A 22003-nucleotide genomic window follows, 5' to 3' on the forward strand; every position below is an offset into this window, starting at 1 on the left:
TGGAGGCGGGGCCTCCGCGGCGTTGAACTAGTTGGTCTTGCGTGATGCAGGCTTCGGCGCGGCCTTGGGGGCCGCGGGCCTGGCTGCCGGCTTAGGAGCTGCCGGCTTGGCTACGGGCCTCGGAGCCGCAGGAACTGCGGGCTTCGGAGTTGCCGGAACCACAGGCTTCGGAGTCTCGGCCGGTGCAACCTTGGCAGCCGGGGCCTCAGCAGCCTTGGCCGGCGCGGCCTTGGGAGCAGCCGGGGCCTTGGCCGGTGCAGCCTTGGGAGCCGGAGCTTCCTTGACTACGGGTGCTTCTTCGACAACAGGAGCTTCTTCGACGACAGGCGCCGGAGCTTCTTCTGCAACAGCAGCCTCTTCGACCGCCACTGTCTCTTCAGCTGCCGGGGCTTCTTCAACAGCCGGAGCCTCAACAGCTACGGCAGCTTCAACCTCGGGAGCCTCCACAGTTTCCTGCGTGCTCTCTTCTTCGCCAGCCAGCAGGCCAGCCGGAAGAAGGTCACCCAGGGTCTGCGTCAAGGGAGCCTGGTCACCAGTGGTGTCCACCCGACCCGATGCCTTGGCTTCATTCTGGGCCTTGGCTTCGGCTCGCTGGGCCGCACGGCGGGCTTCAGCCTTCGCTTCAGCCTTGTTCTTCAACGGACCAATCACCATGACCATGTTGCGGCCATCGATGCGCGGGCTGGACTCGACAATGCCTACTTCGGCAACGTCTTCAGCAAACTTCTGGAGCAGGCGGATGCCCATCTCGGGACGCTGCTGCTCACGGCCGCGGAACTGGATCATGGCCTTGACCTTGTCACCGGCGCCGAGGAAGCGAAGTGCGTGGCCGCGCTTGGTTTCGTAGTCATGCTTGTCAATCTTCAGGCGGAAGCGAATTTCCTTGAGAACCGTGTTGGTCTGGTTCTTGCGGGCTTCACGGGCCTTGACTGCGGCCTCGTACTTGTACTTGCCGAAGTCCATCAACTTGCAAACAGGAGGCTTAGCCTGCGGGGCAACTTCAACGAGATCGAGATCGGATTCGGCAGCAAGACGCAGGGCGTCCTCGATGCGGACAATTCCTACCTGTTCGCCGGCAGGGCCGACCAACCGCACCTCGGGGACGCGGATACGCTCATTGATTCTTGGCTCGCTAATGTTAAAGCTCCTGTGGTTGTGGTAATTTCACCGGCAAATAGAGAAGGCCCCCAATTGCTGGTGCAATCGAAGGCCTCGAAGGTCGGCTGCACTCCCCTTACGGGAAGTACTCACTCTGCGTGGCTGTGCCACCCAAGTGTCCGACCAGGTACCCGGCAACCTCTTGTCCCGGAAGGGATCACGTCCCTGAAGGGAAACGGCTGACGCGGGTGGGAGAGAACTCCGCTTGCAAACTGAAAGACAATTCTACAGAAACAACCCGCCAAGCGCACATTGCACGCGGCGGGAGCATTACTGCTGATGTTGGCCGTGAATAACGACTTCCAGTCGGTCTGTGACAAGCTTACCAGTATGAGCACTGAAGACAGCAATCCCCGCAACTCCTACAGCGAAGACGCCTCTCCTGCCGCCGAGACCGGGGTTTCCCAGCAGATCCGTGACATCGCTGAAGTTCCCGCCGTGGAAGTCATCACCACCGGAGCCGTTCACCTGATGAGCGCTGCTGCCGTGAAGGTGGGGCTGGCGGATGATCCCAATGCTGAGGACCTCAAGGACCTCGACGAAGCCCGCAAACTGATCACGGCGCTTGCCGGCCTGGTCTCCGCCGCTGCCCCGGAGATCGGCTCCCAGCACGCCGGTCCGTTGCGTGACGGCCTCCGCTCCCTGCAGCTCGCCTTCCGCGAAGCCTCGCTCATTCCGGACGCACCGGGAAAGGGCCCGGGCGAAAAGTTCACCGGTCCAGTGAACTAAGCGCAGCTGCCGCAAGATTCAACGACGGCGGGTCGACCACATGTGGTCGACCCGCCGTCGTGCGTTTAACAGCTCCTACCGTTTCAGACGCGGGCAGCCCGCCGACGCAAGGACATCAGGACCAGGCCCGCGATGCACAGCACGACGCCCGCTGAACCGATGGCTGCAAAGCCGGCGGAAGGTCCCACGGTATCGATGAAGACGCCGGCCAGCGGGGCGCCCAGCGCGACGCCGGCCGTCAGCGCCGAGCCATACCAGCCCATGGCTTCGCCACGGCGTTCCTCGTCGACGAGGTCAGCCACCTTCTCCGACGACGCAGACAAGACAGGCGCGCACAACAGGCCCGGCAGAAGCGACAGGAAAGCCAAGGTCCAGGTGTCCTGGGCAAACCCCATGGGGATAGTCAGCGCGGCCATGCCCAACAGCAGCAGCATGGGCGAGATGGAGCGCTTCATGGATCCGTAGATGAGCCCGCCCACCACGGACGCGGCACACCAGAAGAAGAACACGATGCCAATTTCATTTTCGTGCCCACCCCGCTCCAGCAGCCCGACGATGCTCACGTCCGAACCACTGAGCACCATGCCGGATCCCGCCGCCACCGCGAAGAGCGCGGCCACGGAGACTGTGAACCAGGTGAAATTCCTCGCAACGCGGCTTCGAATGGCTGCACCGCGCGAGGTAGTCGAGGCCATCTCCGAGGCTGCCTCCTGGACATGGGCCGGCGCGGAAGCCACCATCGCCGCTTCAGCCGCATCCAGGTCTGCCGCAGCCCGCTCAGCGGACTCCTGCGGCGTGCAGGCCGCTTCGCTTCGCGTGGGCGGGTTGAACCACATCAGGAACAGCCCTGCCACGGAGACCGAAATACCCACCGCAGTAAGGCCGATCGCAGAGAAACCACTCGTGGCAACGATCGCACCAACAGCCGGGCCAATCATGAAGACGAGTTCCGTTGCGATGGAATCGAGGGCGAACGCCGAACGGCGCTGCTCCCCCTCCACCATGACGCCCAACGACTGACGCACAACACTGAAAATCGGCAGGGTGAAGAGCCCGCCAACGAAGACCAGCGGCAGCAGCCACTCATAGGAGACGTGCGGAACGATGGACCAGATCACGGTTTCAGAGACGACCGACGGGATCAGTGCCTTCCGCAGGCCCACCATGTCCACCCGCCGACCACGCCACGGCGCGCCCAGGGCGATGCCGATCGTCATCACAGCCGCCGCTGCACCAGCGGCAGCGTAGCCCTGGTCCAGGGTCAAAACGATGTGCAGCGTAAGGAGGACACCAGCCGCGGAATGCGGGATGCGGGCGATCATGCCTACCACCAACAGGCGCCGGACAGGGCGGATGGACAGCATCTCTTTGTAGAGAGCGAAGTTCACTGGCTAAATCCTCTTGTTCCCCCGGGGCAGCCCGGGGAACCGGTACTGCCGTTAGTGCCGCCCAGGCTCCTGCGCTGCACGCTGCAATTTCACTTCAATGGAGTCAACGCCTTCAGCGAAGGAATCCATCCGCGCCCACGCCTCGTTGAGTTGGGCAACCAACGATTGCACAGCCACGGCATCCAGGCCGTCTTCGAGGAAGAGCACCACCCGCAACTCCGGACCCGGTCCGCCACCGGACACCGTGCGCCCGTCAGACGTCAAGGATGCAACGCCAGCGCCGGGTTGCGTCTCCAGCCGCCGGACGGTCCTGAAGGCTGACACCGTTGAAGCGAGAGCAGCCTCCAGTTGATCATCAAGGTATGACGGCGTCCAGTCCCGCTGTTGGGCCAGGGCCCACATTGCCGGGCGGCGAACCACGAAGGTGAAGTCTGAGCCGGGATCCAAAACCAACAACTGCGCGCCCTCGGAAACAGCTGAAAGTGCCGCGCGGGCCGCGTAAACGGCGACGGGACGGGCATCGCTGTGCCACGCCTCGAGTGCTGCGGCCGAGGTGAAGACAGGCATGGCCTTACGACCATCGGGGGCCTTCAGTGTGACCAAAGCCATATCAGCCTGCTTGTCGGCATGCAGCCCGTCAACGCCATCCGCTTCCTCGGCGAGCTGGGCAACGACCGGAACAAACACCCGCGCCGTAGCGAGGGAGGCTACTACATCGGCTTCGCTTCCGGTCCCGTTGACCAACCCGGCAATAGCGGCGAGGTAATCAGCGTCCGCTGTTCCGTCGTCGTCCTCGAAGTTGTGGATCTTTGCGTCGTCTCCAGCGAGACTCCTGCCTGCCCACGGTTGCCCGGCGGAGTCAGTCGCTCCCCCGGCACCGGCCAACGCAGCGGCAATGTGGCCTGGCAGGTTCCGGCTGCCGGCACCATGGTGGCCGTGGTTTCCTTGCGGGTATCCGGCGTCGTGGGGCATCAGCGGCGACCGGCAACATCCAGGGCTTCGGGCAGGGTGAAGGCACCGGCATAGAGAGCCTTGCCCACGATCGCGCCCTCTACTCCCAATGGCACAAGTTCACGCAGGACCCGGAGGTCCTCAAGGCTTGAAATTCCGCCCGAGGCCACAACAGGCTTTCCGGTCTTCTCCACCATCTGGCGCAGCAGTTCCACGTTCGGTCCTTGCAAGGTACCGTCCTTGGTGACATCGGTGACGACGTAGCGGGCGCAGCCGGCATCCTCAAGGCGGGCCAGGACTTCCCAGAGGTCGCCGCCTTCCTTGGTCCAGCCACGACCGGCGAGCGTAGTACCGCGGACATCAAGGCCGACGGCGATCTTGTCACCGAAGCGGTCGATGGCCCTGCGGGTCCATTCGGGGTTCTCCAACGCTGCCGTGCCGAGATTCACGCGTGCAACGCCAAGGTCCAGGGCACGCTCCAGTGATTCGTCATCGCGCAAACCGCCGGACAGTTCCACCTTGACGTTCAACTGTGAGACAACCTCACTGATGAGGTCGGCGTTGTTGCCACGACCGAAAGCGGCGTCAAGGTCCACCATATGAACCCATTCGGCACCTGCGTTCTGCCAGTTCAAGGCTGCTTCCAGCGGTGTTCCATAGCTGGTTTCCGAGCCCGCTTCTCCTTGCAGGAGGCGGACTGCCTGGCCATCAACAATATCGACGGCGGGCAGGAGTTCCAGAACGGACTGGGCGGAGGTGGTCATGTGGGTCCTTGGAGTTCGAGGGTGGCGCGGTTATCGAGTGACCGGTTCAGTTACCGGGCAGCGTCAAGAGGTAGGCGGCCAGCAGGGACATCCCGGCCAGCACGTAGAAAGAGATGGAAACCCAGCGGGGCTTCTTCTGCTGATGGAAGGAAATGCCGCCACCCACCAGCACACCGGCGAGGCCCATGAGGACAACAGACCACATCTAGGCGGCACCGCTTCCGGATGCTGCTTCGCTTGGCGTGCCCGGCTTCTTCAGGCCATCAACCCAGTTCCGCAGCAGACGCGCCCCGGCGTCCCCCGATTTCTCGGGGTGGAACTGCGTGGCGCACAGCGGGCCGTTTTCGACTGCAGCGATGAAGCGTGCACCATGCTCGGACCACGTCACCTGGGGCGGAGCCATGCGGGGCTGCACAACATCGAAGTTCCACTCCTGCACACCGTAGGAGTGCACAAAGTAGAAGCGCTCCTGCTCCACGCCGGCGAAGAGCTTGGAACCTTCGGGAACGTCCACGGTGTTCCAGCCCATGTGCGGGACTACCGGAGCGGGAAGCAGCTCCACCTTGCCGGGCCACTCTGCCATGCCTTCGGATTCAGTGCCGTGCTCCACCCCGGCCTCGAAGAGGACTTGCAGGCCGACACAGATGGCCAGTACGGGGCGGCCGCCGGCAACCCGGCGACCGATCATGCGGATGGCATCCACGGCCTTGAGTTCCTTCATGACGGTCTCGAAGGCGCCCACCCCGGGAACGACAAGTCCGTCGGCATTCAGGACGTCTTCCGGCTTGGAGCTCAGCACTACGTGGGCACCGGCTCGCTCAAGTGCCCGGACAGCGGAGCGAACGTTGCCCGAACCGTAATCGAGCACGGTGACGGTTGGCTTGCCTTCCGGAGACTCGGGCCTGACCGAAGCGATGGTGTCGGCGACCGCGCCGTCCTTGAGGACCTGGCCGCTCACAGTGCCCCCTTCGTGGAAGGAATGCCCTCGACCCGGGGGTCGGATTCCACCGCAGCGCGGAGTGCCCGCGCAAAGGCCTTGAATTGTGCTTCCACGATGTGGTGCGGATCGCGACCCGCCAGTACGTTCATGTGCAGGCAGATTCCGGCGTGCAGCGTGATGGCCTCGAAAACGTGGCGGGTCAACGAACCAGTGAAGTGGCCACCGATGAGGTGGTATTCCTGGCCCGCGGGCTCCCCGCCGTGCACCAGGTAAGGCCGACCGGAAACATCCACTACGGCGTGGGCCAAGGCTTCGTCCAAAGGAACCGTAGCTTCGCCAAAGCGGCGAATGCCGGCTTTGTTGCCCAAAGCAGTGCGCAGGACTTCGCCGAACGTGATGGCCACGTCTTCCACCGTGTGGTGGGCATCGATGTGGGTATCGCCAGTGGCCTTGACGGTCATGTCAATCAACGAGTGCTTGCATAGCGCCGTCAACATGTGGTCATAGAACGGTACAGAGGTGCTGATGTCCGAGACACCGGACCCGTCCAGGTTGATCTCCACCAGAACGGAGGATTCACTGGTGGTGCGCTCCATGCGCGCAGTGCGGGCAGCGGACGGCGTGGCGCCGGTTTCGCTCATTGGGACGTCCTTATACACGAAGAGTGGGTTGGGTCTATGGACAAGTTTAGGCGCGCTGTGGCGCCTGGCCGTCCAGCAGCGCTTCCAGCGCCTCAAGGAAGGCCGTGGTTTCCGGCTCGGTCCCTGCGGTGACCCGCAAGTGTCCGGGAATGCCGACGTCGCGAACCAGCACACCCGCATCAAGAAGGCCTTGCCAGATGGCGTGCGGGTTCTCGAGCCCACCGAAGAAGACGTAGTTGGAGTCCGAGGCCGAAGGCTTGAGACCCATCCTCAGGAGTTCGGTCACGATGCGGTCGCGTTGGACCTTGATGTCCTCGACGTCGGCCATGAGGGCCTCGCGGTGGTTGAGCGCTGCCAAGGCAGTTGCCTGCGTAACAGCCGACAGGTGATACGGGAGGCGGACCAGCCTGATGGCGTCCGTGACTTCGGGGGCTGCTGCCATGTAGCCAAGCCGGGCACCCGCGAGGGCGAAGGCCTTGCTCATGGTCCGGGAAACGATCAAACGCTCGCGTCCGGGCAGCAGGGTCAGGGCACTTGGCGTGTTGTCGTGCGCGAACTCGTGGTACGCCTCGTCCACGATCACGATGGCCTGGCTGGCTTGACCGGCCTCGTAAACAGCCTCAACTACGTCCAGGCCCAGGCCTGTTCCGGTGGGGTTGTTGGGCGAGCACAGGAACACTATGTTGGCTCCTGTTTCACGAACCTGCGCTGCCGCCGAGGCTGCATCCAGGCCGTAGTCGTCAGCCCGCACTCCGCGTACGTATTCGGTATCCGTGCCACTGGCCAGCAGGGGGTACATAGAATACGTGGGCGGGAAGCCGAGTGCCTTTCGACCAGGTCCGCCGAATGCTTGGAGGATCTGCTGCAGGACCTCATTTGAACCATTGGCCGCCCAGATGTTGTCTGGAGTGAGATCGTGGCCAAGGTATTCGGCCAAGGACTCGCGGAGTTCGGTGAACTCCCGGTCCGGGTAGCGGTTCAGCCCCGTGGCCGCGGCGGCGACGGCTTCCGTGATAGCTGCCTGGACGTCCGCAGGGACGCCATGAGTGTTCTCGTTGACGTTGAGCAGAATAGGAACGTCAAGCTGCGGTGCGCCATAAGGGCTCAGTCCACGCAGGTTGGTCCGGAGGGGAAGTCGGTCTAGTCGCTCAAGCTGGTCACTCACCAAGACAGTTTAAGGGGCTACGGGGACTGCCGAGTAACTGTGACGCTCCGCCACGGGATGCCGCCACGGTTAAGGACGTTAGCCTGCCGGGACGAACAACTGCTGACCGGGCTGGATCCGGCCGCCGTGCAGGTCATTGAGCTGAATGATCTCGGCGATGACATCCCTGGGATCGCGTTCGGGAGCAGCTGCGCCGGCGATGCCCCACAGCGACTGCCCCGGCTGGACCGTTACAGTCACCGCGACCGGTGGGTGTAGCTGCGCCTGCGAGTCCGAGGCCTTGGCAGGGGACGTAATAAAACCGGCCAGGCTCAGCAGCGCAGCCACCAGCAGCATTGCGGGGATGCCAAAGAAGACCATCCGACCCCGGCGGGTAAGACGCAGGCGTGTCGGGGCCTGGGTAGTGCGGAAATCAGCGAACGTAGTGATTGCGGACATGAGCTGAGCCCTTCTGAGCTATTGCCTTGCGCCGGAGCCCGGTACATGGCTGCCAATTCTTTGTGTTCCCCCTCCTCTGACCCCGGATGTTCGAACACCTTGTTCGAACATCCATCATCAGCCTCGGGTTTATAGAACACATGTTCGAACCTTGCTATGACATTTTTAGCACTTATCAACGAACGGTGTCGAGACTCGCTAGAACAAATGTTTGATAAACGCCTGTGCCTGCCCTACGTTTGAGTGAAGAAACAGCACTGTTTCAGTGGAACAGGAGGGTCTGACATTTTTTGCAGACCCGACACCCCCGGGATCGTTCCGGGGCGAATGGAAAGGCATTGGCGAACATGGCAGCGAAAGCCACAGGCGGCGGGGCACCCCTGCGGAGCCAGCAGCCTCAAAAGAGTCCCAAGAGCCTGACTGTCCGGCAGAAAAAAATACTGGAGACCATCCAACGCTCGGTGAATGACAATGGGTATCCGCCAAGCATGCGTGAAATTGGCGACACCGTAGGTCTGGCCAGTTTGTCGAGTGTCACCCACCAGCTTTCCCAGTTGGAAAAGCTCGGCTATCTCCGCAGGGACCCCAAACGCCCCCGAGCCATGGAAGTCCTGATGCCGTTGACCTTGGATGGCGGACCAATTCCCGGAGTCGAAACGCCTACGACTCTGCGCAGCGCTGGTGGCCTTGCCGTCACGGAGCTGGCCAGCGCCAGCGATACCGCCATGGTGCCCTTGGTTGGCCGGATCGCTGCGGGCGGCCCCATCCTGGCTGACCAGACAGTGGAAGACGTACTTCCCCTCCCCCGGCAACTGGTGGGCCACGGCGAGCTGTTCATGCTGAAGGTGGCAGGCGACTCAATGATTGATGCCGCCATCTGCGACGGTGACTGGGTAGTTGTGCGCCGCCAAAACGACGCCATCAACGGCGACATCGTGGCCGCACTGCTGGATGACGAGGCTACTGTGAAGACGTTCCGCCAGCGCGATGGCCACACATGGCTGCTCCCCCAGAACACCCAATACGAGCCTATCCTTGGCGACCAGGCCACCATCATGGGCAAGGTTGTCTCTGTTCTTCGTTCCCTGTAGGTGCCCACGAGCCTCCTGGGCGGCTTATGCCGCACCCAGGAGGCTTTATTGGATCCAGGAGCCTCTGTTGGACCCTAGGGCTTTGTTGGCCTTAGGAGGCCTTGGCGGAGCCCAGGCGTTCCAGTACGCCGCGCACAACCGCCCTGTCGGTCGTTGCCCAGAACGGCGGAAGCGCAGCCCTCAGGAACCCTCCGTAGCGTTCCGTCGAGAGCCTGGAATCGAGCACGGCCACAACTCCTTTGTCTCCCGTTGAACGGATAAGGCGCCCAGCGCCCTGTGCCAGGCGGATGGCGGCGTGCGTTGCTGATACGGCCATGAAGCCATTCCCGCCCGACTGCGCGACTGCCCGCGAGCGGGCAGTCATCAGGGGATCATCGGGGCGCGGGAAGGGTATGCGGTCAATCACTACCAGGCGGCACGAACCACCCGGGACGTCAACGCCCTGCCAGAGGGACATGGTGCCAAACAGGCAAGTGTCCGGCTCATCTGCGAATTGCTTCACGAGGGCGGCCATGGTGGATTCACCCTGGCAGAGAATGTCCACGTCCAGGCGCAGCCGCATGGCATCGGCGGCTTCTTCGGCGGCGCGCCGCGAGGAGAAGAGACAAAGGGCTCCCCCGCGGGATGCCCGGATGAGGTCTTCCAGCTCATCGAGAGCCTCGGGCGAGGTCCCACGCCCCGGCTTGGGTAAGTGCTTCGCCACATACAACACCCCCTGTTTGGGGTAATCAAAGGGCGATCCAACATCGATCCCGGTCCAGCTCGGGGCACCGTCACCGATGAGGCCCAGACCCCCAGCCGCCGGTTCGAATGCAGCGCCAATGGCCAGCGTGGCGGAGGTGAGTACCACAGTGTGGCCCGCGAACAGGCCTTCACGCAGCCTTCCCGCCACGCTGAGTGGAGCAATGTTGATCAGTGCCGGCGCCGTTTCATCAGGTTGCGAGTAGCCCTGCTGGGGGTCGAAGGTGCTGTTGCGGGAAAACCAGACCACTTCCCGGTTCTCTTTGGCGGCCAGCATCCGCTCGCACAGTTCAAGTATGAGCATGAGCCGTGAGCGCGCGAGCTGCCTGCCGCCGTCGACCGCGTTTGAAGAGTCGGTCTTCGAATCGGAGAGCGCCGCACGGGTCGCATCACGCAACTGGTCAAGGCAATCAAGCTGTTCGTCGTTGAGCCCACTGGCCAACAACCCGTTGGGTACCCCTGCGATGGCCATATCCAGGCGCTCCGCAGCAGCGTTGAGGGCATCCACTGTGATGGCGGTGTGCTTGCGCGCGCTGGACGCAGCTGCGTGGACCATGGCCACAGACAGCTGGCCCGAGACCGCGCCGGTCACACGATCCTGCAGCTCGTGTGCCTCGTCCACCACCACGACGTCGTACTCAGGCAACACCGCCAGCCCCTCAAAGGCGCTGACGGCAAGCATGGCGTGATTGGTGACGACGACGTCGGCCTCACCTGCGCGGGACCGCGCCAACTCACTGAAGCACTCTTCAGCAACCGGACACTTCTGCGCGCCGAGGCACTCCATGGAGGTCACGGAGACCTGTCGCCAGGCACGGTCCGTGACTCCCGGCATCAGTTCGTCACGGTCGCCGGTGGTCGTCTTTTCGGCCCACTCGCGGAGGCGGACCACTTCCTTGCCAAGCTGTGATTGCGGTCCGCCCATGGATGCTGCGAAATGCGGCACGCTGGTGTCCTCGCCTAAGGAAAACAGCTGACCCTCGGACGGTTCTTCGCTGGGGAACCCACCCTCAAGTTTCTGCAGGCAGACGTAGTTGGCCCTGCCCTTGACGAGCGCCACATTGACGGGACGTTCAAGCGCAGGGTTGATGGTCTCCAACAGCCGGGGGAGGTCCCGGCCAACGATCTGGGTTTGCAGTGCCAAGGTGGCGGTGGACACAAGCGTCGGTTTGGAGCTGTCCATGGAATGCGCGATCAACGGAATCAGGTACGCCAAAGACTTACCTGTTCCCGTTCCCGCCTGGACCAGCAGGTGCTCCCCGGTTTCAATCGCCCGGGTGACGTGTTTGGCCATCTCGTGCTGGCCGGCACGGCTTTGACCGCCCATGCCGGCAACAGCACGATCCAACAGTTCCAGGGTGGTTTTCTCCCCCACCGATTCGACGGCGTCCGCCGCCACCTTCTCAACCATTGCTGACGAAAGACTCCAGTTCGGCTGCCAAGCCCTCGCGGACCATGACCACCACACGGGTCCCGTTTTCCTCGTGCTCAAGATCGAGGATCTCCGAATCAGAGCTGTGCAGCTTGCTGATCATGTCGCCACGGTCGTAGGGAATGAGCAGCTCCAGCCGCACGCCCGGCCGTGGAATGGACTGGCTGATGTCTTCCAGCAGCTCCGCGATGCCCTGGCCTGTACGGGTGGAAACCACCGCATGGCGGGGCTCCTTCTGCTTGAGGCGCTCCACGACGAAAGGATCCGCGACATCGACCTTGTTCAGGACGATGATCTCAGGAATCTTACGGGCGTCCACTTCTGTGAAAACAGCCCGTACGGCAGCAATCTGACCTTCTGGGTCCGGGTGCGAGGCATCCACGACGTGCAGGATCAGATCCGAATCTGCAACTTCCTCCAGCGTTGACCGGAAGGCCTCAATCAGCTGCGTCGGCAGCGACCGGACGAACCCAACAGTGTCAGCCAGCGTGTAGCCAATGCCATCCGGCGTCTGGGCCTTGCGAACGGTCGGATCCAATGTGGCGAACAGGGCGTTCTCGACAAGGACACCGGCGTCAGTCAGGCGGTTCAGAAGCGACGACTTGCCGGCGTTGGTGTAGCCGGCGATGGCGACAGAAGGAACAGCATTACGACGGCGGTTGGCACGCTTGGTCTCGCGGGCCGGCTTCATCGCGGCGATTTCCCGGCGCAGCTTGGCCATCCGCGTGCGGATGCGACGCCGGTCCAGTTCGATCTTGGTTTCACCAGGACCACGCGAGCCCATACCTGCGCCGGCTCCACCCACTTGGCCACCGGCCTGGCGGGACATGGAGTCACCCCAACCACGAAGGCGCGGGAGCAGGTACTCGAGCTGTGCAAGCTCAACCTGGGCCTTGCCTTCCCGGCTCTTGGCGTGCTGGGCGAAGATGTCCAGGATCAGGGTGGTCCTGTCCACGACCTTGACCTTCACAATGTCTTCAAGGCCGCGGCGCTGGGAAGGCGCCAGCTCAGTGTCCACCACTACGGTGTCCGCACCGGTGGCGGCAACGATGTCCTTGAGCTCTTGGGCCTTGCCCGATCCCAGGAAGGTGCCCGGGTCCGGCTTCGTGCGCCGCTGGACCAAACCGTCAAGGACCTCCGAGCCGGCAGTTTCTGCCAGTGCAGCGAGCTCGCGAAGCGAATTCTCGGCATCGGCAAGGGTGCCTTCTGTCCACAGTCCGGCAAGGACAACGCGTTCGAGGCGCAGTTGCCGGTATTCGACCTCGGTGACATCTTCGAGTTCGGTGGACAGTCCAGCGGTGCGGCGCAATGCGCGGCGTTCAGCCAGATCTTCCTGGTCGCCGTCGTAAATGCTGTGTTCCTGGTCAAGTGTGGAAATCGCCTGCGCCTTGCCGAACACACCACCGGCATCGTTGTCATCGGATGTCTGCGCAGGTACATCCTTGGAAAGAATCCGGTCGATGACGGCCTGGATTTGTTCAGGACTCATGTCCTGGGCGTCGGAATCGGATCCGGAGTGCTTCTGGGTGGTCATGGTCTCCTTAGACTGTTCGGCAATTCCAGAATAGTGCTGTTTGTTGCTCAATGGGGCGCTATTCGCGCTGGGCTGACGGGCTTGGGCCAAAAGGGGCCTCCTGTGCTGAACGGCCACCCGTGGCATGGGCAGCGGTTGCTGTGTTCTGGCGTGGTTGGATCCGCGCGGAGGTTCCTGGCTACCTGGAGAATGCACTGCCCGCCCCTACCGTGTAACCGCGCAGTGGTTGGCGGATCAGGTAGCTGACTGGATAGTGGGATCTTCAAAGAGTCCGTGACGGGAAAGCGTCAATGGACTGTGCCTGTGGGACCTGCCTGGCGGAAAGACCTTTGCTTGGCTGATAGCCAAGAGCGGGCCTGCATCGCGGGCGTTGCCGTGTTGCGCCTGGTGAATCAGGCGGGTTTCGGCTTTTTACTCGAAGATCAAGAACATGCGTTCCACATTATCATCCGGTGTCAAACCACCCCTTGGCGGGGGCAGTTTCCCATGGCGCCGTTAGCCAACTAATCTGGCAAATTATGGAGTCTGCACACTATTTCACCGCCCAACCAGCTGGACCGTTCACCAGAAAGCCACTCACGGTGGAACTCGCTGGAGCCACACGCCATTTGCAGACCTCTTCCGGCATCTTCAGCCCCGACGGCGTGGACAAGGGCACCGCAATACTCTTCTCGGAAGTTCCGCCCCCTTCGCCGCAGGGAAACCTCTTGGACATCGGCTGTGGTTGGGGTCCCATCGCCTTGACATTGGGTTTGATGGCACCCCATGCGAAGGTGCATGCGGTGGACGTCAACGAACGGTGCGTCACTCTGACCAACGAGAACGCAGCGTCCCTGAGCCTGACCAACGTGGCGGCAAGCCTCCCCCATGAGGTAGACCCCGGCGTCGAATTCGACACTATCTGGTCCAACCCGCCCATCCGTATCGGCAAAGATGAACTTCACACGCTCTTGCTAACGTGGCTTCCCCGCCTTGCCCCGGGAGGCAATGCGTGGCTGGTGGTCCAAAAGAACCTTGGCTCCGACTCCCTCCAGCGCTGGCTCGCCGGTGAACTGGACAAAACCTACACGGTTTCGCGCGAGAGTACGTCCAAGTCCTTCAGGATTATTCGGGTCAGGAAAGCGTCCCAGTAGCCACGATGACGGCAGGGCCGCTGAGCTCTACGTGCTCGCGGCCGCCCGCGCCGGGGAAGAACTTAACGTCAACGACGCCGCCGGGCACCTTGACGTGCCAATCGTTCGGCGCCGTGTTGCCGGCCCAGTGACGAATGGCGACGGCGGCGGCACAGGCACCGGTACCGCATGACTGCGTCTCCCCCACGCCACGCTCATGGACCCGCATGGTGATGGTGCCGACGCCGTCTTCAACCAACGGCTCTGCAGGAACGACGAATTCGACGTTGGTTCCGTTGGCAGGCTTGGGATCAACCACCGGCGCTTTGAACAGTTGCGTGGCCGAAAGCTCACTGATCTCCGCAAGGGCAACCACGGTGTGTGGATTCCCCATACTGACGGAGAGGCCCGGCCGTGCCACTTCCAGGCCCTCTGCGCTGACGAGGGCGTCCATGGCCTTGCTGGTGGCTTCCTGCGGGAAGATGAACTCCCACGGGCCCATATCCACGGCATAGCCGCTGGCGGTGCGGACCACTTTCTTGATGCCGCCGCGTGTTCCTATGGTCAAAGTTTCGCCCGGACCCAGGTCCACCAATTTCTCGGCAATGAGGAAGTGGACGAAGACGCGGACGCCGTTACCGCACATTTCCGAAAGGGAACCGTCGCCGTTGCGGTAATCCATGAACCATTCGGCGTCTGGGTCCTGCTCAAGCAGGTCCCGGCCTTCGGGGAGAAAACGTGACGGTACGGCGCGGATAAGGCCGTCTCCACCAATCCCCACGTGGCGGTCGCAGAGCTGTGCAACCTGTTCGGGAGTGATTTCGTGGGCGTCTCCGGGGTCGGCAATCAGGACGAAGTCGTTGCCCGTTCCGTGGCCCTTGGAAAACCCAAGACCGACAAGGCTGGAAGCGGTTACGGGAGCACCGGCAGTTGCGGACTGCGGGGCGGGAACTGCGACGGTTTCATCCATGGAACTAGGCTACCTTCCACGCATGTTCGGCCAGAAATTGCGCAGGCTACTGCCCGGCTGCTGCCACAGCCTTGGCCACCAAGGCAGGATCCTGCCAGTCGATCCATGTGATGCGGGGATCTGCCCGGAACCACGTCAACTGGCGTCTGGCGAACTGCCTGGTGGCCACGATGGTTTCCTCTGCCGCAGCCGTAACGTCACTTTCGCCGTCAAGAACCCTCAGGAACTGTGCGTACCCCAAAGCACGGGGGGCAGTCTTGCCCCTCCGCAGTCCGGCAGCATCGAGCCGCTCAACTTCGTCCAGGAGGCCGGCCTCCACCATCCGATGAACCCGGAGAGCCAACCGTTCCCTGAGCACCTCCCTGTCCACGGCCAGGCCGATCTGCAGGGCAGGCTGGAAGTACTCCCGCTGCGGCATGAACGAACTGAAGGGCCGCCCAGTGAGCTGGTGCACCTCCAGCGCACGGATCACTCGACGGGCGTCTCCAAGGCGGGCAGCAGACACAGGATCGACGTCCTCGAGGCGGGCGCGCAGCGGTGCGAGCCCACTCACTTCACACTCCTCCTCCAGCGACCTTCGAATCATCGGATCGGTGCCGGGAAACTCCAGGACGTCCAGGGCCGCACGGACGTACAGTCCAGAGCCTCCCACCAGGATGGCGCGTTTTCCACGTGAGTGGATGTCCTCGATGGCCGCGCGGCATTCCTCTTGGAAGTCGGCCACGCTGGCTTCCTGCGTGACGTCCATGGTGTCCAGCAGATGGTGAGGTACCCCCTTTCGCTCCGCCGCGGTGATCTTGGCCGTGCCAATATCCATGCCCCGGTAGAACTGCAAGGCATCCGCGTTGATGACTTCACCGTCCAGAGCCAACGCGAGGTTGACGCCCAGATCGGATTTACCGGAACCGGTGGGTCCTATGACCGCAATGACGGGCTGGGGTGTGTCCTGAGGGAAATTCGACATGGGATCCGGAGGTCCGCAGCTAGGCGCGGCGAACCGGCAACGACGGCATGCCCAACGACACCCCGGTCTTGCCGGAGGCTGATCCCGGCGCGGGGACCCCACAGGAATCAGCCTGGGAACGATCCCACGCATCACCAGCGCGGGAACGGCGCAAAAGATAGTCCTCTGCACTGGCCGGATCTGCGACGAGGTGGAAGGCAGCGGCCTCTGTGATGGTCACAGTGACGAAGTCGCCCGGGCGGGGAGTTTCTGCCCCGGCCGGCACGGAGAAGTGGACCAGTCGCTGGTCCTTGGACCGACCGGACAACCGATGGGTCTCCTCGGCTTTTCGACCCGATTGCGCGGTCACAAGGACTTCAACCGTACGTCCCAGCTGCTTGGCGTTCTCCTCTGCTGCGATACGGTCCTGAAGCGCAGTCAACCGTTCGAAACGCTCCTGTACTACGGCCTTGGGGAGCTGCTCAGGCAGGTCAGCGGCCGGCGTTCCGGGACGTTTGGAGTACTGGAAGGTGAAGGCGGAGGCGAAGCGGGACTTCTCCACAACATCAAGGGTCGCTTGGAAATCCTCCTCGGTTTCCCCGGGAAACCCCACAATGATGTCCGTGGTGATGGCTGCGTTCGGAATCCGCTCACGGACCTTGTCCAGGATCCCGAGGAACCGGCTGGAGCGGTAAGAACGCCGCATGTCTTTGAGGACCTTGTCCGAACCGGATTGCAACGGCATGTGCAGCTGCGGCATCACGTTGGATGTCTCGGCCATGGCATCGATAACGTCGTCGGTGAAAGCGGCCGGGTGCGGGCTGGTGAAGCGGACGCGCTCCAGACCTTCGATTTCACCGCAGGCACGAAGGAGCTTGGAGAATGCCAGTCGGTCTCCGAATTCCACTCCATAGGAGTTCACGTTCTGGCCCAGCAGGGTCACTTCCACCGCTCCGTCGTCCACGAGCGCCTGGATCTCGGCAAGGATCTCCCCTGGGCGACGGTCCTTTTCCTTGCCGCGGAGAGAGGGCACGATGCAGAACGTGCAGGTGTTGTTGCAGCCCACGGAGATGGAAACCCACCCCGAGTAAACGGAGTCGCGCTTGGTGGGAAGTGTTGAGGGGAAGACATCCAGCGATTCGAGGATCTCAAGTTGTGCCTCGTTGTTGTGGCGGGCACGCTTCAACAGGGCGGGCAGCGCGCCGACGTTGTGGGTGCCGAACACGGCGTCAACCCACGGCGCCTTTTTGACTATGGTTTCCCTGTCCTTTTGGGCCAGGCAACCACCGACAGCGATCTGCATGCCTGGGTTTGCCGCCTTGACCTGCCTGAGCTGGCCGAGGTTTCCGTAGAGTTTGTTATCCGCGTTTTCCCGAACAGCGCAGGTGTTGAAAACCACCACGTCGGCGAGCTCACCCTCGGCGGGCACGTAGCCCGCGTCCTCCAGGAGTCCGGCCATGCGCTCTGAATCATGGACATTCATTTGGCAGCCGAAAGTACGGACCTGATAGGTCCTGGGCTCAGCCGAAGGAGTGGTGGCAGCTGTTGGGGAGGGAATGGTCAAACTCACTACTCAAGGGTACCGGCTTCTGCCAGCACCTCACCGACGATCCTGAAGGCAACGGACGGGGCATAGCCCTTGCGGGCCAGCATGGATGCCAGCCGGCGCGTGTATTTGTCCCGCTCCGCGCGATCCGTCAAGTCGACCCCCGGCCGCAACTTACGTTCAACAAGCTCCCGTGCGGCCAGTTCCTCGTCCTGATCGCTGAGCTGCGACAGGGCTTCTTCGGCTGCATCCAGTTCGATGCCCTTGTCAGCCAACTCGCGACGAAGTGCGCCCTTGGCGAGCTTCTTGCTTTGCGAGCGGCTGCGGACCCACATCCTGGCGAACTCTGCATCATCGATCAGCTGGACCTCTTCGAACCGGTCCAGGACTGCTTCGGCCACATGTTCGGGAACATTCCGTTCCGCGAGCTTGCGGGAGAGCTGCAGCCGACTCCGCGGCGCCATCGTCAATTGCCTCAGGACGATGGCACGCGCCACGGATTCGGGATCAGGCTCGGGATCGGCGGATACGGACGAATCCGGATCCGGCCCTCTCCTAACCGTCAACGGCCTTCAGCTTTGGGGAGTCTTCCTCCGGCTTGACACCAACGCCAAGCTTTTCCTTGATCAGGCGCTCCAACTCCTGGGCCAGCTCAGGGTTGTCCCGCAGGAACCGCCGTGAGTTCTCCATGCCTTGGCCCAGCTGATCGCCGTCGTACGTGAACCACGAACCGGACTTCTTGATGATGCCGTGCTCAACACCCATGTCAATGATGCCGCCCTCACGGGAGATGCCCTGGCCATAGATGATGTCGAACTCGGCGATTTTGAACGGCGGAGCCATTTTGTTTTTGACGATCTTTGCCTTGGTGCGGTTACCGACGGAATCCGCACCTTCCTTCAGTGTCTGGATTCGGCGAACGTCGATGCGCACGGAGGCGTAGAACTTCAGCGCCTTACCACCGGTGGTGGTTTCCGGGGATCCGAAGAAGACACCGATCTTTTCACGCAACTGGTTGATAAAGATTGCGGTGGTCTTGGTCTGGCTCAGGCGTCCCGTGATCTTACGCAAGGCCTGGCTCATGAGGCGGGCCTGGAGACCAACGTGGGAGTCGCCCATTTCGCCTTCGATTTCGGCGCGGGGAACCAACGCTGCCACGGAGTCAATGACCACGATGTCCAGCGAGCCTGAGCCCACCAGCATGTCCATGATTTCCAGCGCCTGCTCACCGGTATCCGGCTGGGAGACCAGGAGTGCGTCCGTGTCCACGCCAAGCTTGGCAGCGTAGTCCGGGTCCAGGGCGTGCTCAGCGTCAATGAAGGCCGCGATGCCACCGGCGCGCTGGGCGCTGGCAACGGCGTGCAGCGCAACGGTCGTTTTACCCGAGGATTCCGGGCCGTAGATTTCCACCACGCGGCCACGGGGCAGGCCACCTATGCCGAGGGCGATATCCAGCGCAATGGAGCCGGTAGGGATAACCTCGATGGGAGCCCGGGTGTCATCACCCAGGCGCATGATGGAGCCTTTACCGAACTGCTTGTCGATCTGGGCAAGCGCTGCTTCGAGCGCCTTTTCACGATCCGGGGTTGCCGCCATGGTTCACACCTCTGATGCTTTCTCGCTGTGGAGTGGCCCGAGGGGCCGCTTTCCTGTCATGTCAGACGCTATTACGCTGCCCTGACATTTTTATGAGCCGAATCCGGCTATGTGGACAACCGGGCAATCCGGATGCTCGGAAATGCGGCCTTCGGGATCAATTTTCCTCTCACAGGAGCATATCCCCATCCGAACAGATATTCGAACAATGGCCCGGGCGTGTCCCCGCCGGGGCGGCAGTTCAGCCCTCAGCTGGAGGCCGGTTTAACGTCCCGACCCAGCCTGCGTTCAGCCGGAACATCCTGGACTTCGCACACGGCCAACCACACCTCGCGGGGGTGGTATCCGGAGGCCAGGGCCTCTACGGCAGTCCGCCCGCCTACGCCTGCGAGTACCAGGGAGCCGGCGAGGACCCGGGAATAGCCGGCCCCGAATTCATCGTCCATCAATCGCCAAAAGTCACTTGCCCTCACGGATAGAGTCTCTCACGGAGCCGGACTCTAGAATGGTTGCCATGAGCAATCCTCTCCCGAGCACGCCCGGTCAGGCCGTGCCAGGCGACGCCGTGGACGACGCCCTCCAGCAGGTGGAACACCAGCTGAGCCTGCTCTGGCGTCGCGCCCGATCGATCTCGCATCAATTGTCACGCCAGGTCCATCCCGACATGGAACCGGCCGCCTACGGGCTGCTTACCGTCATCCGACGGGAAGGTCCGATCCGGTTGACGGACCTCGCCACCTGCATCGGCGTGGGCAAGCCGTCCGTGAGCCGCCAGATCGCCTTTCTTGAAAGCATTGGCCTCGTGTACAAGGAAGCCGATCCGCAGGACGGCAGGGCGCAATCCATCCGCCTGACGGATAAGGGCGAGGAAAAGATGCACCAGGTCCAGGACGCCCGCCGGCAGGTGTTCCGCGAACGCCTGGGCGAATGGCCACTGGAGGACGTCCAGACGCTCGCCGATTACATGGGCCGGCTCAACGCCATCTATGGCGACGGCGTGCTCAACGTGAAGGAACCAGGAATCGACGCCGAGGACAAGCCCGCGGGAGTTTGAGCGGCATCCTGCAGCAACCGGGATCCCGCAAACTCAACGAGAAAGGTCCCCAGCCAATGGCTGGGGACCTTCGTCATGACTCTGGTGGAACGGCTACCGGGCGCCGGAGAGCATTCCCTGCGGGAAGTCGTCCGTAAGGTCCATATCGCGACCGTAACGCTGGGAGAATTCCTGGGGAACGGTATCCGGTACGGCCACGCCTTCGGCAACGGCCACGCGGTCGCTGACTTCGCGGAGCATGTGGGACAACGGAACATCCAGGGCTGTGCAGATAGAGGACAGGAGCTCGGAAGAAGCCTCCTTCTGGCCGCGTTCAACTTCACTCAAGTATCCAAGTGAGACGCGGGCGCTGTGCGAGACCTCGCGGAGGGTACGGCCCTGACGCTGGCGGACATCGCGCAGTACATCACCGATCTCGTGGCGTAGTACAACCATTTTGCGCTCCTTCTGTTCGCTCTGTGCCTGATCAGCCAAGCCCACATCCTTCCAGCGGACAACGCCGTTCACGGACACGGGCTGCTTTACCATCTGTATCGCCTTGCTCCCTCGTTCATCCGGTTCGCTGGCTGGCGGACCGGGTTGGTTTCTACATCCTAGGCGCCCCGGCTCTTCCGAAGCGACACAATGACACAACTATTGGCAATCAGTTTTTGTTCCCGGTTGCTTTACGCACGGTAACCAACGTCGGCCAGCACGGCAAGAAGACGCGCCAAAGCGGCCTCGCAGGCCTGCCCACGGATGGATTGCCGGTCCCCGGAAAAACTGTATTCGAAGGCTTCGGTTCCAGAGTCCGTAGCGATCCCAATAAAGACTGTTCCTACTGCTTTGCCATCGTGGGGTTCCGGACCTGCGACTCCGGTGGTGGAAATCCCGACGTTGGCAGCGCAGGCCCGCCTGGCACCCTCGGCCATGGCCTCCGCAACGCCGGGGTCAACAGAACCGACGGAAGCCAGCAACCCTTCCGGAACACCCAGGACGCCGGCCTTAACGGAATTTTGATAGGCAACAACGCCGCCCTGAAGCATCCCTGAAGCGCCCGGCGTGTTGGCCAGAGTCGCAGCTACCATTCCAGCGGTCAGCGACTCTGCCGTGGCCACCGTCAGGTTCTTCGCGATCGCAGCGGCAACCACCGCCGTCGAGGTCTCTGCTGCGGCGATGGCGGCGTCACCGGACGTCACGCGCGACGTCCCGCTGCGCGGAGCTTGAGTGCCTGGATGACGTATTCGACACCGGTCCACAGTGTGATGCCAAGTGCCAGCATCATGACCCAGAAGGCGACGTCACCAAGCCAGGGGGCGATCGCCTTCAGCGGAAGGATGTACAGGAAAATTGCCACGGTCTGGACCACGGTCTTCAGCTTCCCACCACGGGAGGCCGGCATGACGCCGTACCGGATGACAACGAACCGAAGGGCGGTAATCCCCCACTCGCGCACCAGGATGAGGATGGTCACCCACCAGGGCAACTCCCCCAGGATGGACAAAAGTACCAGCGCGGAGCCAATGAGCAGCTTGTCTGCTATGGGATCGGCGATTTTGCCGAAGTTTGTGATGAGGCCACGTGCCCTGGCGATGTCGCCGTCGAGCTTGTCCGTGTAGATGGCTACTGCGAAGGCCACCACGGCGGCCCAGCGCCAGAGCCCGTACTCGCCGTTGTCGGCCAGCAGGAACCAGACGAAAAAGGGAACCAGGACGATACGGAGCATCGTGAGGATGTTGGGCAGGTTCCAGACATCGGAGCTGCTGGAAGTCGCGTTATCACCCTCGGCTGTAGTCACTCCTCTAGGCTACCGTCTTTGGGGCGTCCGCCT

At 62.6% G+C, this 22003-nt stretch carries 24 protein-coding genes; 4 read left to right on the forward strand and 20 right to left on the reverse strand.

Going from position 1 to position 22003, the window contains the following annotated elements:
• Positions 1 to 27 precede the first annotated feature (27 nt).
• Entirely contained in the window at positions 28 to 1137 is a 1110-nt protein-coding gene (infC, locus tag GVL04_RS18630; RefSeq protein WP_159707416.1) for a translation initiation factor IF-3, read from the reverse strand.
• A gap of 351 nt (positions 1138 to 1488) precedes the next feature.
• Here infC and GVL04_RS18635 point away from each other — a divergent pair, with 351 nt between their 5' ends.
• A complete protein-coding gene (locus tag GVL04_RS18635; RefSeq protein WP_159707279.1) occupies positions 1489 to 1887 on the forward strand; it encodes a DUF1844 domain-containing protein in 399 nt (132 codons plus the stop codon).
• An 83-nt stretch (positions 1888 to 1970) separates the two neighbouring features.
• On the opposite strand, the gene GVL04_RS18640 is transcribed toward GVL04_RS18635, so the two are convergent.
• The 8 genes from GVL04_RS18640 to GVL04_RS18670 all read right to left on the reverse strand — a co-directional run bounded on the left by GVL04_RS18640 (position 1971) and on the right by GVL04_RS18670 (position 8174).
• Complete coding sequence (locus GVL04_RS18640; RefSeq protein WP_159707281.1) at positions 1971 to 3275, reverse strand: MFS transporter; 1305 nt, start codon at positions 3273 to 3275, stop codon at positions 1971 to 1973.
• A gap of 51 nt (positions 3276 to 3326) precedes the next feature.
• On the reverse strand, positions 3327 to 4247 hold the full coding sequence (locus GVL04_RS18645; protein ID WP_159707283.1) for an SseB family protein: 921 nt from the start codon (positions 4245 to 4247) through the stop codon (positions 3327 to 3329).
• Complete coding sequence (gene priA / locus GVL04_RS18650; RefSeq protein WP_159707285.1) at positions 4247 to 4990, reverse strand: bifunctional 1-(5-phosphoribosyl)-5-((5-phosphoribosylamino)methylideneamino)imidazole-4-carboxamide isomerase/phosphoribosylanthranilate isomerase PriA; 744 nt, start codon at positions 4988 to 4990, stop codon at positions 4247 to 4249. Before priA ends, GVL04_RS18645 begins: the two co-directional genes overlap by 1 nt.
• A 46-nt stretch (positions 4991 to 5036) precedes the next feature.
• Positions 5037 to 5195, reverse strand: a complete 159-nt coding sequence (locus GVL04_RS24550; RefSeq protein WP_200846897.1) for a hypothetical protein — start codon at positions 5193 to 5195, stop codon at positions 5037 to 5039.
• The gene (gene hisH, locus GVL04_RS18655) at positions 5196 to 5948 is read right to left on the reverse strand and encodes an imidazole glycerol phosphate synthase subunit HisH (protein ID WP_159707287.1); all 753 of its coding nucleotides are present in this window, start codon (positions 5946 to 5948) and stop codon (positions 5196 to 5198) included.
• The gene (hisB, locus tag GVL04_RS18660) at positions 5945 to 6571 is read right to left on the reverse strand and encodes an imidazoleglycerol-phosphate dehydratase HisB (protein WP_089594411.1); all 627 of its coding nucleotides are present in this window, start codon (positions 6569 to 6571) and stop codon (positions 5945 to 5947) included. Before hisB ends, hisH begins: the two co-directional genes overlap by 4 nt.
• A 46-nt stretch (positions 6572 to 6617) precedes the next feature.
• Positions 6618 to 7736, reverse strand: coding sequence for a histidinol-phosphate transaminase (locus GVL04_RS18665; RefSeq protein ID WP_159707289.1), 1119 nt, complete (start codon positions 7734 to 7736; stop codon positions 6618 to 6620).
• Between the two features lie 78 nt (positions 7737 to 7814).
• Positions 7815 to 8174, reverse strand: a complete 360-nt coding sequence (locus GVL04_RS18670) for a LysM peptidoglycan-binding domain-containing protein (protein ID WP_159707291.1) — start codon at positions 8172 to 8174, stop codon at positions 7815 to 7817.
• A 347-nt stretch (positions 8175 to 8521) separates the two neighbouring features.
• Here GVL04_RS18670 and lexA point away from each other — a divergent pair, with 347 nt between their 5' ends.
• Positions 8522 to 9265: a transcriptional repressor LexA gene (gene lexA / locus GVL04_RS18675; protein ID WP_159707293.1), complete on the forward strand. Its 744-nt coding sequence runs from the start codon at positions 8522 to 8524 to the stop codon at positions 9263 to 9265.
• Positions 9266 to 9356: 91 nt separating this feature from the next.
• Here lexA and GVL04_RS18680 read toward each other — a convergent pair whose 3' ends face one another.
• Together GVL04_RS18680 and hflX are read right to left on the reverse strand one after the other, a co-directional pair.
• The gene (locus GVL04_RS18680) at positions 9357 to 11417 is read right to left on the reverse strand and encodes an ATP-dependent DNA helicase (protein WP_159707295.1); all 2061 of its coding nucleotides are present in this window, start codon (positions 11415 to 11417) and stop codon (positions 9357 to 9359) included.
• Entirely contained in the window at positions 11410 to 12972 is a 1563-nt protein-coding gene (hflX, locus tag GVL04_RS18685; RefSeq protein WP_159707297.1) for a GTPase HflX, read from the reverse strand. Before hflX ends, GVL04_RS18680 begins: the two co-directional genes overlap by 8 nt.
• Before the next feature lie 518 nt (positions 12973 to 13490).
• On the opposite strand from hflX, the gene GVL04_RS18690 reads away from it, so the two are divergent.
• Positions 13491 to 14105, forward strand: coding sequence for a class I SAM-dependent methyltransferase (locus tag GVL04_RS18690; RefSeq protein ID WP_159707299.1), 615 nt, complete (start codon positions 13491 to 13493; stop codon positions 14103 to 14105).
• Here GVL04_RS18690 and dapF read toward each other — a convergent pair.
• The 6 genes from dapF to GVL04_RS18720 all read right to left on the reverse strand — a co-directional run bounded on the left by dapF (position 14086) and on the right by GVL04_RS18720 (position 19585).
• On the reverse strand, positions 14086 to 15054 hold the full coding sequence (dapF, locus tag GVL04_RS18695) for a diaminopimelate epimerase (protein ID WP_159707301.1): 969 nt from the start codon (positions 15052 to 15054) through the stop codon (positions 14086 to 14088). The two genes, GVL04_RS18690 and dapF, sit on opposite strands and share 20 nt — an antisense overlap.
• 46 nt (positions 15055 to 15100) lie before the next feature.
• On the reverse strand, positions 15101 to 16018 hold the full coding sequence (gene miaA / locus GVL04_RS18700; RefSeq protein ID WP_159707303.1) for a tRNA (adenosine(37)-N6)-dimethylallyltransferase MiaA: 918 nt from the start codon (positions 16016 to 16018) through the stop codon (positions 15101 to 15103).
• Between the two features lie 19 nt (positions 16019 to 16037).
• The gene (gene miaB / locus GVL04_RS18705) at positions 16038 to 17567 is read right to left on the reverse strand and encodes a tRNA (N6-isopentenyl adenosine(37)-C2)-methylthiotransferase MiaB (protein ID WP_159707305.1); all 1530 of its coding nucleotides are present in this window, start codon (positions 17565 to 17567) and stop codon (positions 16038 to 16040) included.
• Complete coding sequence (locus GVL04_RS18710; RefSeq protein WP_159707307.1) at positions 17567 to 18109, reverse strand: regulatory protein RecX; 543 nt, start codon at positions 18107 to 18109, stop codon at positions 17567 to 17569. Before GVL04_RS18710 ends, miaB begins: the two co-directional genes overlap by 1 nt.
• Entirely contained in the window at positions 18099 to 19139 is a 1041-nt protein-coding gene (gene recA / locus GVL04_RS18715) for a recombinase RecA (protein WP_089594401.1), read from the reverse strand. Before recA ends, GVL04_RS18710 begins: the two co-directional genes overlap by 11 nt.
• Positions 19140 to 19387: 248 nt before the next feature.
• The gene (locus GVL04_RS18720; RefSeq protein WP_235036351.1) at positions 19388 to 19585 is read right to left on the reverse strand and encodes a DUF3046 domain-containing protein; all 198 of its coding nucleotides are present in this window, start codon (positions 19583 to 19585) and stop codon (positions 19388 to 19390) included.
• 68 nt (positions 19586 to 19653) lie between these two features.
• Here GVL04_RS18720 and GVL04_RS18725 point away from each other — a divergent pair, with 68 nt between their 5' ends.
• Positions 19654 to 20193, forward strand: a complete 540-nt coding sequence (locus tag GVL04_RS18725) for a MarR family winged helix-turn-helix transcriptional regulator (protein ID WP_159707311.1) — start codon at positions 19654 to 19656, stop codon at positions 20191 to 20193.
• Positions 20194 to 20286: 93 nt separating this feature from the next.
• Here GVL04_RS18725 and GVL04_RS18730 read toward each other — a convergent pair whose 3' ends face one another.
• From GVL04_RS18730 to pgsA, 3 genes are all read right to left on the reverse strand, one after another.
• Positions 20287 to 20721, reverse strand: a complete 435-nt coding sequence (locus GVL04_RS18730; RefSeq protein WP_159707313.1) for a helix-turn-helix domain-containing protein — start codon at positions 20719 to 20721, stop codon at positions 20287 to 20289.
• A 137-nt stretch (positions 20722 to 20858) separates the two neighbouring features.
• The gene (locus tag GVL04_RS18735; RefSeq protein WP_159707315.1) at positions 20859 to 21371 is read right to left on the reverse strand and encodes a CinA family protein; all 513 of its coding nucleotides are present in this window, start codon (positions 21369 to 21371) and stop codon (positions 20859 to 20861) included.
• Positions 21368 to 21970: a CDP-diacylglycerol--glycerol-3-phosphate 3-phosphatidyltransferase gene (gene pgsA / locus GVL04_RS18740; RefSeq protein WP_159707317.1), complete on the reverse strand. Its 603-nt coding sequence runs from the start codon at positions 21968 to 21970 to the stop codon at positions 21368 to 21370. The genes GVL04_RS18735 and pgsA overlap by 4 nt, the downstream gene beginning before the upstream one ends.
• Between the last annotated feature and the right edge of the window lie 33 nt (positions 21971 to 22003).

The organism is Arthrobacter sp. 18067 (assembly GCF_902706295.1).
Taxonomy (GTDB): domain Bacteria; phylum Actinomycetota; class Actinomycetes; order Actinomycetales; family Micrococcaceae; genus Arthrobacter.